Genomic DNA, 14322 nt, shown 5'->3' with positions numbered 1-14322 from the left:
GTCGGCCCAGTCCGTCAGAGGCCAGTTGCGTGGCGCAGCCGTTCGGGGCAATCACTTCACTTAATTGCTGCTGTTCATAGCCGTAATGCCAGTGGCGGCCATCGGGCAGGACATGGCGCAGGATTTCACCGTGCTCCCCGTGCCGGAACTCTTCCCGCCGGCCCTGCGGGTCGGTGACCGCATCCAGATTACCCCGGTCGCTGTAGTGAAACCGCCAGCTTTTCCCGTCCGGCGGCGTGACCTGAGCCAGTTGACCGTATTCGTCGTAGTGGTAAACGGTGCTGTCTCCCGTCGGAGTAGTGAACAGCATCAGTTCCCCGTACGGGCTGTATTCCAATGCGGCGGTTCGGCCCAGCGGGTCGGTTTCTGCGACTTTGTGACCAAAGTCCCACTGGGTCAGGGTTTCATGGCCGAGCGGGTTAATTTCCCGGGTGACCAGACCGTCGGCATTATATTCGTAGCGGGTACACCCGCCTTCGGCATCGAAATAGGTGGTTACCCGATGTTCGTCATCATAGTCAAAACGGTCCTGCCAGTAGCCTTGCGGGGTGGTGAGCGCAGTTATCCGGCCCCGGTTGTCATAATGCAGGGCGACATCGGTTTTATCGGTGTCATGCCAGCGGGTCATGTAGCCCGGCGGGCTGTATTCATGCCACAAATGATTAAACTGAAATGACTCACATTCTGCCAGGTAACCCTGGCTGTCATAGCGACAAGTGACCAGTCGCTGACGCTGCCCCTGATGCAGCCAGTCAATGGCGGTCAGTTGCCGGTGTTCATAGTGCAGCACCAGTTCAGCGCTGTCGGCATGGACGATATCCGCCAGGCGCCCGGTCTCATCGTAACGAAACACGGTCCGGTTGCCGTTGCGGTCTTCTGTCGCCGACAGGCAACGTTTGTCGCCCTGTCGCTGCGCAAAACTCAGGATGTGCTGAGTGCGGCGGTTAAACAGGCGCAGTTCACCGTTCAGGTGCCCGTACAGCAGATAATGACCGGCATACAGGTTGACCGAGAAAACGTGTTCTGTCGGGGTGTGGAAGGTGTAAATCACGCCTTCCGCGTCGGTGAAGTGGGTCTCCTCGCCGTCCCGTCTCAGGTGTTGTGACCAGTCGTCCGCCCATTTGAGGCCGAACAGCCCGGAAAAGTTTGCAGTCGAGCGATACACCCGGTTCAGCGCCAGCGGCAACAACCCCGGCAGGGCAAGCACCGGCCAGACTTGTAAGAAGTCGCCGGTCGCCACATCCACCGGGTCACTGGCGCTGGGCGTTGTCTCGGTTGCTTTGCCGGTTTTTTTCACCGAGGGGGTGGGTTCGGCGCCGGATTTGACTTTCTCGGCGTGGCCTTTTCGGCCAAGCGGTAGCGGCAGTGCGCCGGCAATGGCAATCAGCCAGCGCAGGTCTTTGTTGCTTTCGGTCAGGATAGTCAGGGCATTACCGGTTTCGGTGGTCACGGCAAGGGAGGCGGCGCCGCTGTTGATATTGGCGTCACAGGTGGTGCGGTGGCCTAAGCGGGCAATCGGTTTGCCGTTGGCAAATACGGTTTTTGCCCCTTCCGCAATCACGAGCGGGCCGGGGTGGTCGCTGCACACAATTTCGTCACCCTGACGGGCCACCGGCTGGCCGGCAAAAAAGACATTCGGTGAGCCCCCGATAATGGCGCCCTTATTGGCGCCGTACTGTCCGAGCGCCGCCCCCACACTGCTTATCACCCCGCCAACGTAGCCCCCGACAAGTCCCGCAGCCGCGCCGGCCACGACCGCTAACGCCAGCCCGCCGGTCGCCACCGTTAACGCACCGATTGCCACAGCGGCCAGCGCTCCTAGTAAAACCCCGCCCAGCGCGCCCCACAATGCGGCGCTTTTGTTCTGATGGGCAATCGCATCCCCTGTCCGGGCCGGCGCATAGCCTTCGGTGGCAACGGTGTGCTGGCCGAATAAGGACATGACTCCGTGGGTCACCGTCGTGCCGACTTCATTGCCAATTTGAGCGCCCAGTTTTCCGCCCGCCACTCCGGCTGCCAGCGGGAGTAAGGCGGGCGCACCGCCGATAGCGACGGTATACATGCCCGCCACCGCCAGCGAATGGTGTTGAAAATCCTCACTTTCCAGATAGTTGAGCACAGTATCGGCGGGCGAAGTGCCTTCTGTTGGCGGCGGGGCGTTGTCCTGTTTGCGGGCCCCGGCGTGGTGGGCGCGTTGCGCTGCTCCGGCCCCCAGCCAGGCCATCATCAATAAACTCATGGCGATTCACTCCGGCGGGGATTAGCTGTCATGGAGACGGGGCTGAAATGAGGTCATCATGGTCATCATCTGTTCCCGCTGGGCCTGCGTCATGGCGCCGGAGCAGGTGCCAGTCAGGATTAATATCTGTGCCGGCAGATGAAGCAGCCGCATCAGTTGATGAAGCGGGCCCTGCGGCGAAGTCCAGGTGAATTCGGCGGTGACGGTGGTCATGCCGTTCAGCTCCCCGGTTTCCTGAGCGATGGCCTGATAGTTTTTCAGTTTCTGGCTGAGTGAGCGGATTTCCCGTTCAGCAAACGGGATAAAATCGAGTCCCCAGGGCAGGGTATCGCGGGAGAGGGTGAAACTGCTGCCGTGGTGGTCATCGGGGCTATTGAGCACTAACAGGCTGACATCTTGCCAGTCGTGGGGCACGTTCACCGTGCCGGCATTGAAGTGAAACGGGATGAAGCGAGTTTCCTGGGTCATGATGGGGTCCTGATCATTATTTTAAGGTGTTTGGGTATTTGGGTTACTTGTTCATATTGATGTTGCCGCCCAGCACCATGACGCCGCTGGCGTTAATTTCAATACTGTTAGCCTCCCCGCCAAAGGAGAGTGTGAGGCTGTCTTGGGTCATCACGATTTTTCCCGCGCCGACCGTCAGCGTGATATTGTCGCTGGCTTCATACAGTTGAGTTCCGTCGCCCGCTTTACCGGCGCTGGCCTTGACCTGTACCTGATTGGCTTCGGTGCTGCGAAGCTGGCAGATGGTTTCCATCAGGTTACCTTGTTTAATGGCTGTTTTTTCATCGCCGGCCTGAACCGTAATCTCGCGGTCGTTGGTTTCTACGGTGAGTGTCTGGCGATGTTTCACCCGGGTATGCATATCCCGTTGCGCGTGCAGCGACAGCGCTTCACTGCCTTTGGCATCCTCAAAACGCAGTTCGTTATAGCCTTCGCCCTTGTGGGTTTTCGAGCGGAAGGCCATCTGGGTTTTGCTGCCCGGCAAGGTGCCCGGCGGGAGGTTGCTGGCGTGATACGTTCGCCCGATGACAATCGGCTGGTCTGGGTCGCCGTTGAGAAAATCCACCACCACCTCCTGACCGACCCGTGGGATAGCCAGCATGCCCCAGCCCTGGCCGGCCCACGGCTGTGTTACCCGTATCCAGCAGGAGCTGTGGTCGTCACTCTGGCCGTAACGGTCCCACAGGAATTGCAGCCGGATACGGCCGTATGAGTCGCAGAAGATTTCTTCGCCCGCCGGGCCAACCACTTTGGCTATTTGTGGGCCATCTATTACCGGTTTGAGCGCCGGCATCGGACGCCAGTGCTGATGCGCCGGGATAAAGGTGAACTGGTTGCTCATGACGGTGCCGGTCTCACCGGTGGTTTGCGCCAGCGCCTGCGGCTGGCTGCCGTTGTGGGAGACGCTGACCAGCTGCCAGAGCTGGTTGAGGTCATCGCGGGGATGGTCGGTGAGGGTGAACAGCACGCCCGGCTGCATCGCGGCGTGGTTACTTTCACCGGAGCCGGTCAGGGCGTCATTGCGCAGGGCTTCGAGCCGATAGCGGGTGAAATCGGCGCCGTGCTGTTCGTCTTTAAAGCGGCCGGGGAAATCGAAGTGTTCATAGCCGGTGTGCTGGAGGTTTTGTTCCCGCATATGGTGGCGAAACTCGGCGGCCCAGACTGGATTCTTGAAGGTGTAATCTTTGAGCTCCACGGTGGCCGGGCGCACCTGAGCCTGTCGGGTCAGGGTAGTGACGCATAATTGCTGGGCCTGGGCGGCCTCATCGGGGTGGTAGGGCAATACCGGGCCTGTGGCGAGGGCGCCCGCCACGTCGGCGAACACCAGGGTGTTTTTATTTTCGTTGAACTCAAAGAAATAAAACAGGCCTTCTTCGGCGGTCAGCCGGTGCAGAAAGTCAAAATCGGTTTCCCGGTACTGAACGCAGAATTCCCGTTCCGGGTGGGCGTAACGCAGGCGGAAGGCCACATCGCGGACGCCGCTCTCTTTGAGCAGGGTGGTGAGAATGGTTTTGATATCCTGCCGCTGAAAAATTCGTGAATTCTGGCGCAGGGTGGTGCGCCACATATCGGGGCGGAGGGTCATCTCATAGCGGGTCTGATGTTTGCCGGTGTTGCCCTGAACAAAGCGGGCGACCATGCCGGTGACGGTGCGCTCGATTTTGCCTGCGCGCAGGATGGTGAGGGTGGCGCGGTTATCGAGGACCGCGGCGAAATCAATGGCCGGGTCGGCACTGGCTAAACTGACCGCCAGATTAAATGGGGTGGACAGGGCTTCTTTGAGTGAAAAGCCGGCGACGACAAAGGTTTCAGGCGGTAATCCACCGGCCGTGAGGGTGAAGAGTAAGCCGCTGGCGCTTTGCGTCTTTAGCCGGTCGGCAAGGTGTTTGGCACCCGATGGCCTGGGTGGATTTTTCTGGAATGACATCACGTCCCCTTAATTTTTCATGAGGATATTCAACGCACAGACCTTCGGTCCGGCGCTTTTTTGCGTGTAGTCATTAATAATCAAGGGGTTAAAGAGACCGCCTTGAGGAAGAACATTTAAGACAATGAGGCTGCTAGCAGTCTGTTGCTGTTAGTCTTGTATTGATAACCTGCATTGAACAGGTAACCTGGGCTGTTATGCCATCGGTGACCTAAGAGAGAGTAAAATATAACAAAAAATTTACGGTGTCTCGTTTGTTTGGTTGGCTAATTTCCGATCAATCTTGAAAATGTGATATATGTCACGAATTTCTTTGTGCAGTGCAGCTGTAACGGGATCAGCGCTGTTTTGTTAAAAATGATCAAGTCCCTTACCGTGTTGCCATTTTTGCACTATTCCAATCCTGAAATGATTCAAGCTCTTTTAAATGTACGTCTTCACAACGACAGATCAACGTATCGGGTGAAAGCCTTATCCCGAAAGGAAAAAGGAAGTGCTAACCGGGCGAAAGCGCGGTTACAGGTAGCCAGGTGCCATGAACACGTAGTCAACGCCAGAGCCGATTTTCAGCATAAGCTTTCCCGTACGCTGATTGACGAAAACCAAGCGATCATTGTGGAGACGCTGAAAACGGCAAACATGATGAAAAATCACAGACTTGTCCGTGCTATTGGGGATGCAGGCTGGAATACAAAGCGGAACAAAAAGGCGTTTATGTGGTGAAACTCGATCAGTGGTATGCGAGTTCCAGAAGGTGTCATTGTTGTGGTGGCAAGATGTCGGAAATGCCGCTGCATAAACGGCACTGGCAATGCCCTGAATGCGCGGTAGAACATGACCGTGACATCAATGCGGCGATCAACATCCGGCAAAAAGGGATAGTTGAATGACAGGCGGCGGGACACGTCGTCTCTGCTCATGGAGGCCTGCGTAAATCCGTTGCACCAACGGTTGCGGCCTGAGAAGTGGGAAGCCTCGCCGTTTTTTACGGCGGGGAGCAGTCACCGCTAATGGAGCAATCAAAGGTATTTATCCAAATCTACGTCCACTATTAATCAAAATCAGTGTTGTAAAAACGGGGGTGATCATAGAGTTATGTTCTCCTTATTTCAGTTCCTACCGTTAATCCAAGCCAAATCAACATGATTTATAATGTTCTATTTATAGGACATTATAATCATAATAGCGCATAATATTCGATTAAAGTGACATTAAAAAATCATGTTACAGTTATGTTATAATGTGCTAATAAATATCCATTATAGCTATTAATAATTTTAATGTGCCATTTTGGGGATGTTATGATTTCACATGAAAGAACAGCTTCAGCAATTGCAGAAGAATTGGGAGGACGCTTGAAACAAGCTCGACTAAACAATGATCTGACTCAAGCTGAAGTTGCTGAACTTTTAGGCGTCACAAGAAAAACTGTACTGAATGCTGAAAAAGGGAAAGTCCAATTAGAGATTTTTGTTGCCATTATGGCCGCGTTAAACTTAACCGGACAATTTCATTGATTGACCTGATAGGTACAAATTTGAGATTAACTATCTAATATCCTAATGGTTGTAGATCATTCTCGTGATATAGATCACACCGTCAAGATTCCTGAAAAAATTTCCCGGCGTGATCTTCTGCCTATTATGACTGGCTGAAATTATGCGCTAATCATAGCGCAAAGCTATCCATCACTTCATGGCGCAGCTCGTGATAACCTTCCTCATTAAAGCCATGTCGCCAGTAAGGGATAGCATATAACTGGTGGCGTTCATAACCTTTTTCACGGCGAACGTAGCGACGAATCGCTTTTACCATCTTATCTTCACCGGCAAGCCAGAAAGTGACATCTTCTGTTGGTAATGACCAGGATTTGAACGTGGATACCATCTTGTCAGTCACTTCAACACCGCCGGTAATCCAGTGGATTGTTATTCCCTCTGGTTTTTTCAACTCCTGAATATCCTGTTCACTTTCGACGCGGATAATCACCTGCCCGGCAGCGTCTGGTTTTATTGTTTCCAATAGCGCCGCAATTGCAGGCAGGGAACTTGGGTCGCCAGCCATATAATAGTTGCTGGCTTTTGGCAGTAATGGATCAGGACCTCCAGGGTTAGTGATACCGATCCAGTCACCGATTTTGGCTCTGTGAGCAAATTCCACCGCTGGACCACCATGGTCATGCAGTGCGAACTCAATATCGATCTCTTTTTGTTCGGAACGCAGAGCCCGAACGGTGTAAGCACGGGTAACCGGGCGCAGCTCTTTTGTCGGCCATATTGGGCCTTCTGGGGATAAAGTGGGTAAGATCGGTTTGATCTGTCCCGGAAGAGGTAAGAATATTTTTACCAGCCCACCTTCGCATTCGGTGGGATAAGTGTCCAGGTTTTCACTTTCGAAAGTAATGCTGCGCATATTGGGGGTGACGTCGAAAATTTTTTTTACCTGAACAAGTCTCGGTGGTGCAGGGCGGTAAATATTTTTCTCTTCAATTGTTTTATTAGCCACGTAAAATTCCTCTGGAAAATTTATCGAAGGTAATGATCTGATAAAGCAAAATGCAGTGTAACAGTAATTAACACAAATGCTAATCATTATCATTCAATAAGTTGCTCTGATGCCAGTAATTTGATTTATCTGTCTTTTTCAGTCCGGTGATAATTGAATTTCTATTTCTGTACCACCATTTTTACGGTTTTTTATCTGTAATTGTCCACCGATGAGCTTGACTCTGTCTTGCATAATAGCCAGTCCAAATCTGTTTTTATCAATTGCATTTAGATTGATGCCCCGACCATTGTCACTGACAACAGCAATGATTTTGTCATCAATAGGATAGATACGGATACTGATCCAGTTTGCATTGGAATGCTTGTAGCAATTGTTTAGACACTCCCGGATGATTTGTATTAAATGTTTACAGTAACTGTCAGGGATGTGCTGATGTGTCAGACGGTAATTGAATTCAATATTGAAGCCCAGACGGTGGTTAAACTCATTAACCAACATCTGTAAAGATTCTTGCAGATTACATTGAGGCTGCTCGTTCCTAAAAGTTGCCAATAATTCTCTTAGCTGGCGGTAAGCGATATTCAACTCATCTTTAATCATATTGAGCGAAGTTAAACTTTGCTTGGATAAGTTATCACTACTGATATACAGGCAATTAACCTGAATTTTAAGGAAAGAGAGCGATTGGGCAATTGAATCATGGAGTTCACGGGAAATAGCTGCCCTTTCTGCTGCTAAAATACTTTGATGGCGGCACTGGATTTGGTTTTCCCCTAACAGTTTATTCGTCATTAAGGCAACCACATTCTGAACCAGGCTTTTTTCATCGGGGGTTAAGTCACTATTTCTGTGTGTTTTTATCCAGAGTGTCCCATAGTTATCAATATTATCATTCAGATTCCATCTCATAATCAGAGGCATATCGAAATAGGGGCATTGGTGGGGATTGCGGAAGCAATATTCTTGTTGTGATGGATAAAAGATGATTTTGGCTTCACAGAAAGGGATCAGGCGATTGAGATGAGAAAAAATCTCCTGTAGTTTTTCAGGAAGAAGTTTACAGTTTTGTAGTTTGAAATGGCTTTGACAGAGGAAATCCAAATAGCTATTTTTTTGTTTCAGTGCGTTAATCTCTGCTTTGTATCTTGAGTGTTGCCACTCTTTGACAGGAACAGAGTTATGCACTACTTTTATCAGGAAATATATATTTGTAATGCTTAACATTATCAGCAACGGTAGAATTAAATCTTGAATAGACGGTTTATTGATCAATAACAGTATAAGAAGTAAAAATAAATTTATAATAGAGTTGATTACAAACAACTTTTGGTTTGTGAAGAGAGAGTTATTTGAACTTGTTTTCATCAGGTTAAGATTCCGTTCTACAATACTGATGAAAACTTTAGCTCAATTTATTAAATAGTGTTAATAATTACTTTAATTTCATTCCTGCTGCTGTCATTAGAAGGCGAAATAGTGTGGAGACAGCAAAAAGAGCCATCACACTGCAAAGCCAGATTCCCGCCATCCAGCCTATCCGTTTCCATACGGAAGGGCGTTGGATATTTTGATCAGTGGTAGCCTTGTTCATGGTTCACTTTCCCCCGGAAAACGTAGTAGCTCCAATAGGTATAAACTAGGATCACTGGGATGATCAGCAGAGCGCCGACCAGCATAAAACCTAAACTTTGTGGTGGTGCTGCGGCTGCTTCATAACTGATAGCCGGTGGGATCAGGTTAGGCCAGATACTGATACCTAATCCACTGTAGCCAAGGAAAACCAGCAATAGCGCTAACAGAAACGGTGTGTAATGGGTTTTGCGTTTGATGGAACGCAATAGTTTCCAGCCCGACCATGCCACTAACAGTGGTACAGGAAGGAAGAACCATAAATTAGGTAAACTGAACCAACGTTCCGCAATTGCCGGATGGATTAATGGTGTCCACAAACTGATAATGACGATGATAGCCAGCATCAGAAGAATGAGTGGGCGGGCTACACGGTACATTGTCTGTTGCAGATGGCCTTCGGTTTTCATAATCAGCCAGCCACAGCCTAACAAGGCGTAAGCAACGACAAGCCCAAAGCCACAGAACAGCGGGAAAGGTGAGAACCAATCAAAATAGCCACCCGCATAAGCCCGGTTTTCAACAGGGAACCCCTGAATAAAGGCGCCGACCACCACCCCCTGAACGAATGTGGCAATCACAGAACCGCCGATAAAGGCTTTGTCCCAGATATGACGATGTTCAGGCGCGGATTTGAAACGAAACTCAAAAGCGACGCCACGGAATATCAGGCCAAATAACATTAATGTCAGGGGGATCGTCAGTGCATCAAGTATAACGGCATAAGCCAGAGGAAAGGCACCGAATAAACCTGCGCCTCCAAGCACTAGCCAGGTTTCGTTACCATCCCAGACGGGGGCGACACTGTTCATCATTAAATCACGGTCGCTGTCGCTTTTAATCGTGGGATAGAGCAGCCCAATCCCCAGATCAAAACCATCCATGACAATGTACATCATGGTGCTGAATACAATGATGATGAACCAGATTAACGGCAGATCAATACCCATTTTTTAACTCCTTTTTGGGGCCTTTACGGATAAGTTTCATCATATAGGCGTAACCCACGCCAAATACCGAGCCATAAACCACGATAAACAGCAACAGGCTGAGGCTCATATGTATCTCACCGTGTGCGGATACAGCATCTTTGGTGCGTAACAGACCGTAAACCACCCACGGTTGACGGCCTATCTCGGTGGTAAACCAGCCGGCAAGAATGGCGATCAGGCCGGAAGGCGCCATCAAGAACATAAAACGCAGGAAGGGTTTTGATTGGTAAAGCTGTTGCTTATAGCGTAGCCAGAGTCCCCAGCAGCCGGCAATTATCATCAGCATACCCAAGCCAACCATCACTCGGAATGACCAGAAAACCATCAGGGCATTTGGTCTATCTTCCGGTGGAAACTCTTTAAGAGCAGGAACCTGTTTATCGATGCTGTGCGTCAAAATTAGACTGGCGAGATAAGGAATCTCCACGGCATAACGCGTCTCTTCCCGTTCCATATCAGGAATACCAAACAGGATTAGCGGAGTTGCTTCGCCGGGACGATTTTCCCAATGGCCTTCCATTGCCGCGATTTTGGCGGGTTGATGCTTGAGTGTGTTAAGACCGTGGGCATCACCAATCAACGCCTGTAAAGGCGCAATAATCAGGATCATCCACATCGACATGGATAGCATTTTTTTCATTGCTGTCGAGTCATTGCCTTTTAATAAATGCCATGCCGCTGAAGCTGCAACAAAGAATGCTGAGGCAAGGAATGCCGCAGTACACATATGAGCCAGGCGGTATGGAAAGGAGGGATTAAATATAACTGCCAGCCAGTCGATGGGAACGACCTGATTATTGATAATTTCATGGCCTTGTGGGGTTTGCATCCAGCTATTTGAGGCCAATATCCAAAAGGTGGATATCAGAGTACCCAGCGCAACCATACAGGTGGCGAAAAAATGTAACTTTTCACCCACACGGCTCCAGCCAAATAACATCACGCCAAGAAAGCCCGCTTCAAGAAAGAACGCGGTCAGCACTTCGTAAGTCAGCAAGGAGCCGGTGATCGAACCGGCAAACTCGGAGAAAAAACTCCAGTTGGTGCCGAACTGATAAGCCATAACCAGGCCGGAAACCACGCCCATGCCGAAGTTAACTGCAAAAATTTTCGACCAGAAGTGATATAACTCTTTGTAATCGGTATGACGGGTTTTCAGCCATAATCCTTCCAGTACCGCTAAAAAACTTGCCAGCCCAATCGTGATTGCTGGAAAGATAATGTGAAAGGAGACAGTAAAAGCGAACTGAATTCTAGCCAGTTCCAGAGCACTTAAGCCAAACATAGTGACCTCTTATTTTTAGTTTGAACAAAGGCAGGAAATGTGTGTGGGTAAGTAGAGCATGAAAAAAATAACTATAATAGTGACAATTTTCTGTATATTGACTATAACAGTTTTCACGGAGGTCTGAACTTATGAAGCGTTATGAACAATTTGCCAAGCAAATTCTGCAACATATTGAAGATGGTACCTGGCTGGTAGGAGATAGACTACCTTCTTTGAGAGAGTCAGTGAAATTATCGGGTTTGAGTTTGATGACAGTTGTTCAGTCGTATCAGTTATTGGAAAGTCAGGGATGGATCACTTCCCGGCCTCAGTCTGGTTATTATGTCACCAAGCGTTTACAACCATTTGCGGCGGCGAAAGGGGGAAAGCGATTACATCTGAGCGAAAGCGTGGAAATAAGCGCTTCTATTTTTGATGTATTACAAGCGTGCAAAGATCCTTCGATTATTCCTTTTGGTTCAGCATTCCCGGATCCATCCTTATTGATTCAGCCTAAACTTACCAAAGCGTTAGCGGCAGTCGCCAGGCGAATAGCGCCACACAGCGCTTTAGCCAACTTACCTCCGGGTAACGATAAGTTACGCCGTAACATATCGCGCCGCTATGCGATGCATGGTATTCATGTTTCTCCTGATGAAATTGTGATTACCGCCGGTGCGATGGAATCATTGAGTTTCAGTTTGCAGTCAGTGACTGAGCCGGGTGATTGGGTGGTTATTGAATCGCCGGCTTTCTATGGTGCTTTGCAGGCAATTGAGCGTTTACGCTTAAAAGCGGTGGCAATAAAAACCGATCCGCAAAACGGTATTGATTTAGATGCGTTGGAGGAGGTGCTGCAAAAATATCCGGTAAAAGCCTGCTGGTTAATGACTCACTTCCAGAATCCATTAGGCGGAACGATGTCCGCCGAAAATAAATCACGGTTGGTGAATATCCTTAGCAGTAACCAAGTGGTACTGATTGAAGATGATGTGTATGGTGAACTCTACTTCGATCAGCAACGGCCTGTACCGGCGAAAGCGCTGGACAGTGAAAGCAACTTTATGCACTGTGCTTCATTTTCCAAATGCCTGGCGCCGGGGTTCCGGGTGGGTTGGGTCGCGGCAGGAAAGCACGCCAGAAAAATCCAGCAGTTACAAATGATGAGTACCGTTTCTGCCAGCATACCGACGCAGCTGGCTATTGCCGATTATCTTGCTGAAGGGGGATACGATAAACATTTACGCCGTCTTCGCCGTATATTGGAGCAACGTCAACATCAAATGCTACGGGCGATTGGTGACTATATGCCTGAGTCAGTCAAAGTGAATCGCCCGAAAGGCGGATATTTCCTCTGGCTGGAATTTGAGCCGCTGTTCAATGCCGAGCGGCTTTATCAACTGGCATTAGCGGAAGGGATCAGTATTGCGCCTGGCAGTATGTTTTGTACCAGCGAACAGTTTAATCATGCTTTTCGTCTTAATATCTCTTTTGATTGGAATGAGGAAATGGAACGTGCTATGCAGACTTTAGGTCATCTTTGCCATACTTTATTGGCTGAATGTGGGTAATAACGATAACGTATTGGCCGGATGGCTAGGGTGAAATTTAGTTCGAGCCCTATAGAGGAGAATCTTATGGAGCAAACAACCGTATTTAAAAGTAACCGTTCTCAAGCAGTCAGACTTCCCAAAGCTGTAGCCTTGCCGGAAGAAGTGAAACGCGTTGATGTGATCGCCGTGGGTCGTACTCGTATCATTACACCCGCGGGTGAGTCTTGGAATAGCTGGTTTGATGGTCCAGGTGTGACTGCCGATTTCATGGCAGAACGTGAACAGCCGCCAGTGCAAGAGCGTGAGGGGCTCTGATGCTGAAATACATGCTTGATACTTGTATCTGTATCTACACTCTTAAGAACCGGCCCCAGAAGGTGCGTGAAGCTTTTCTGCGCCATCATGGTCAATTGTGTATCAGCACTGTGACATTAATAGAACTGGTGAAAGGGGCGGAGAAATCAGGAAATCCAGAGGCTAATATGAAGGTAATTGAGGAATTCGTTGCCAGGTTGGAGGTGTTGAATTTTGATAATAGGGCGGCTATGCACTCTGGCCAAGTCATTGCAGAGCTTGAGCGGAACGGTTTGCGTATTGGGGCTTATGATAACCAGATAGCAGGACATGCTAGAAGTCAAGGACTGATTATCGTTACCAACAATGTGCGTGAATTTGAGCGAGTTTCTGGTCTTCGCGTGGAGAACTGGGCCAACTAAGGGGTAATTACTGTATTTATGACTTTTTTTAACGAAGTATTTTACATCGGAGATATTCATCATGGTGTCCACGATGAATTTGTGGACACCATTTTGTCAATTATTTCACCATATCAACTTATTCTATACAAAGTACCCTTACTTTATTTCTTTTCTCTCTTCCTGGTTGTCATATTGTTAATCCAATCTTCTAATGTTTCCTTCTGTACTTTCTCGAATGCGGGCCGCGAATTTCTCCATGCTTCGTAACTCAAGTTATATTCTGCTTGCGGTAGAAGGTAAGTAGATTGGAATTCGATAGTACCTCTATTATCTTCTAAAGCGATTATTGAAAACTCAGACCAATATAAGAAGCATGATACACCTCTTGACGATGTGGCAAGCACGTTTTGTACGAAATTAGATCGAGTCTGCTTTTTACCCGCATAGGATAACGCAGCGAGAGCCAGTTGCCTCAAGGGGCTTCTCATCTGGTCTCTCTCCTGATAAGTTAAACCTTGGAAGTTGTCCAGGAAAGAGTTGATCAAAACATCCATATTACGGCTTTTTTGAACAACATTTTGTACGCTTTTTGATATTAAGGAAAGGATCGGCACACCTGATAATTCTTTTGTAAATGCAAAGAAGTGTTCTTTATTGCCTTTGCCTTCAGGATCTAACGCATTATAATCTGAAACTGCACGACATATATTCACTATAGTTTGCAGGCCTTCGGTAACGCTTACCGGATATTTATATGATGTAGCAGACTGTTTTGCAAGTAGTACATAATTTTCTGTAGCTGCGGCGTTAGCTGGACTTTGTACTGTGGAGTAATCTTCAAGATCGGAAATATCAGTGAAAATGTTATCTGAGCGTTGCCAATCTTTCAGCAACCTTGTTCCTCCTTTCTCAATATGTTCCATCCATTCTTGGGCTTTTTTTACTGCGTAATCAGGATTGCTTAAGATATTTTCCATGATTTTTGTCCTTTATAAATTTATT

The 14322-nt window shown here is 48.8% G+C and carries 13 protein-coding genes and 1 pseudogene; 5 read left to right on the top strand and 9 right to left on the bottom strand.

What is annotated here, in order from left to right; all coding sequences use genetic code 11:
* The 3 genes from ABR397_RS15910 to ABR397_RS15900 all read right to left on the bottom strand — a co-directional run.
* Positions 1-2239: PAAR domain-containing protein (locus ABR397_RS15910; protein WP_350306612.1), on the bottom strand; the 2239-nt coding region annotated here is incomplete at its 3' end.
* A gap of 21 nt (positions 2240-2260) precedes the next feature.
* Positions 2261-2707, bottom strand: a complete 447-nt coding sequence (locus ABR397_RS15905; protein ID WP_350306611.1) for a DcrB-related protein — start codon at positions 2705-2707, stop codon at positions 2261-2263.
* 43 nt (positions 2708-2750) lie between these two features.
* Entirely contained in the window at positions 2751-4673 is a 1923-nt protein-coding gene (locus ABR397_RS15900; protein WP_350306610.1) for a type VI secretion system Vgr family protein, read from the bottom strand.
* A gap of 465 nt (positions 4674-5138) precedes the next feature.
* Here ABR397_RS15900 and ABR397_RS15895 point away from each other — a divergent pair.
* Together ABR397_RS15895 and ABR397_RS15890 are read left to right on the top strand one after the other, a co-directional pair.
* Positions 5139-5635: pseudogene (locus ABR397_RS15895) on the top strand (RNA-guided endonuclease TnpB family protein); the annotation flags it as partial.
* Positions 5636-5974: 339 nt separating this feature from the next.
* Positions 5975-6190 (top strand): helix-turn-helix transcriptional regulator, encoded by a 216-nt coding sequence (locus tag ABR397_RS15890; protein ID WP_350306609.1) that lies wholly within the window; start codon positions 5975-5977, stop codon positions 6188-6190.
* A 151-nt stretch (positions 6191-6341) separates the two neighbouring features.
* Here ABR397_RS15890 and ABR397_RS15885 read toward each other — a convergent pair whose 3' ends face one another.
* From ABR397_RS15885 to ABR397_RS15865, 5 genes are all read right to left on the bottom strand, one after another.
* Entirely contained in the window at positions 6342-7178 is an 837-nt protein-coding gene (locus ABR397_RS15885) for a siderophore-interacting protein (RefSeq protein ID WP_350306608.1), read from the bottom strand.
* A 138-nt stretch (positions 7179-7316) separates the two neighbouring features.
* A complete protein-coding gene (locus tag ABR397_RS15880; protein ID WP_350306607.1) occupies positions 7317-8366 on the bottom strand; it encodes a histidine kinase in 1050 nt (349 codons plus the stop codon).
* Positions 8367-8613: 247 nt separating this feature from the next.
* Complete coding sequence (locus ABR397_RS15875; protein WP_350306606.1) at positions 8614-8772, bottom strand: DUF2474 domain-containing protein; 159 nt, start codon at positions 8770-8772, stop codon at positions 8614-8616.
* Positions 8753-9760, bottom strand: coding sequence for a cytochrome d ubiquinol oxidase subunit II (cydB, locus tag ABR397_RS15870; RefSeq protein ID WP_350306605.1), 1008 nt, complete (start codon positions 9758-9760; stop codon positions 8753-8755). Before cydB ends, ABR397_RS15875 begins: the two co-directional genes overlap by 20 nt.
* The gene (locus ABR397_RS15865; RefSeq protein ID WP_350306604.1) at positions 9750-11087 is read right to left on the bottom strand and encodes a cytochrome ubiquinol oxidase subunit I; all 1338 of its coding nucleotides are present in this window, start codon (positions 11085-11087) and stop codon (positions 9750-9752) included. The genes cydB and ABR397_RS15865 overlap by 11 nt, the downstream gene beginning before the upstream one ends.
* A 131-nt stretch (positions 11088-11218) precedes the next feature.
* Here ABR397_RS15865 and ABR397_RS15860 point away from each other — a divergent pair, with 131 nt between their 5' ends.
* The 3 genes from ABR397_RS15860 to vapC all read left to right on the top strand — a co-directional run bounded on the left by ABR397_RS15860 (position 11219) and on the right by vapC (position 13338).
* On the top strand, positions 11219-12640 hold the full coding sequence (locus ABR397_RS15860; RefSeq protein WP_350306603.1) for an aminotransferase-like domain-containing protein: 1422 nt from the start codon (positions 11219-11221) through the stop codon (positions 12638-12640).
* Between the two features lie 66 nt (positions 12641-12706).
* The gene (vapB, locus tag ABR397_RS15855; protein ID WP_350306602.1) at positions 12707-12937 is read left to right on the top strand and encodes a type II toxin-antitoxin system VapB family antitoxin; all 231 of its coding nucleotides are present in this window, start codon (positions 12707-12709) and stop codon (positions 12935-12937) included.
* The gene (gene vapC, locus ABR397_RS15850; protein WP_350306601.1) at positions 12937-13338 is read left to right on the top strand and encodes a type II toxin-antitoxin system tRNA(fMet)-specific endonuclease VapC; all 402 of its coding nucleotides are present in this window, start codon (positions 12937-12939) and stop codon (positions 13336-13338) included. The genes vapB and vapC overlap by 1 nt, the downstream gene beginning before the upstream one ends.
* 143 nt (positions 13339-13481) lie before the next feature.
* Here vapC and ABR397_RS15845 read toward each other — a convergent pair whose 3' ends face one another.
* A complete protein-coding gene (locus tag ABR397_RS15845; protein ID WP_350306600.1) occupies positions 13482-14297 on the bottom strand; it encodes a hypothetical protein in 816 nt (271 codons plus the stop codon).
* Positions 14298-14322 lie beyond the last annotated feature (25 nt).

The sequence above is a fragment of the Photorhabdus viridis genome (assembly GCF_040256935.1).
Lineage (GTDB): Bacteria > Pseudomonadota > Gammaproteobacteria > Enterobacterales > Enterobacteriaceae > Photorhabdus > Photorhabdus viridis.
The sequence above is the reverse complement of the archived record's forward strand: the minus strand, read 5'-3'. Positions and strand labels throughout refer to the sequence as shown.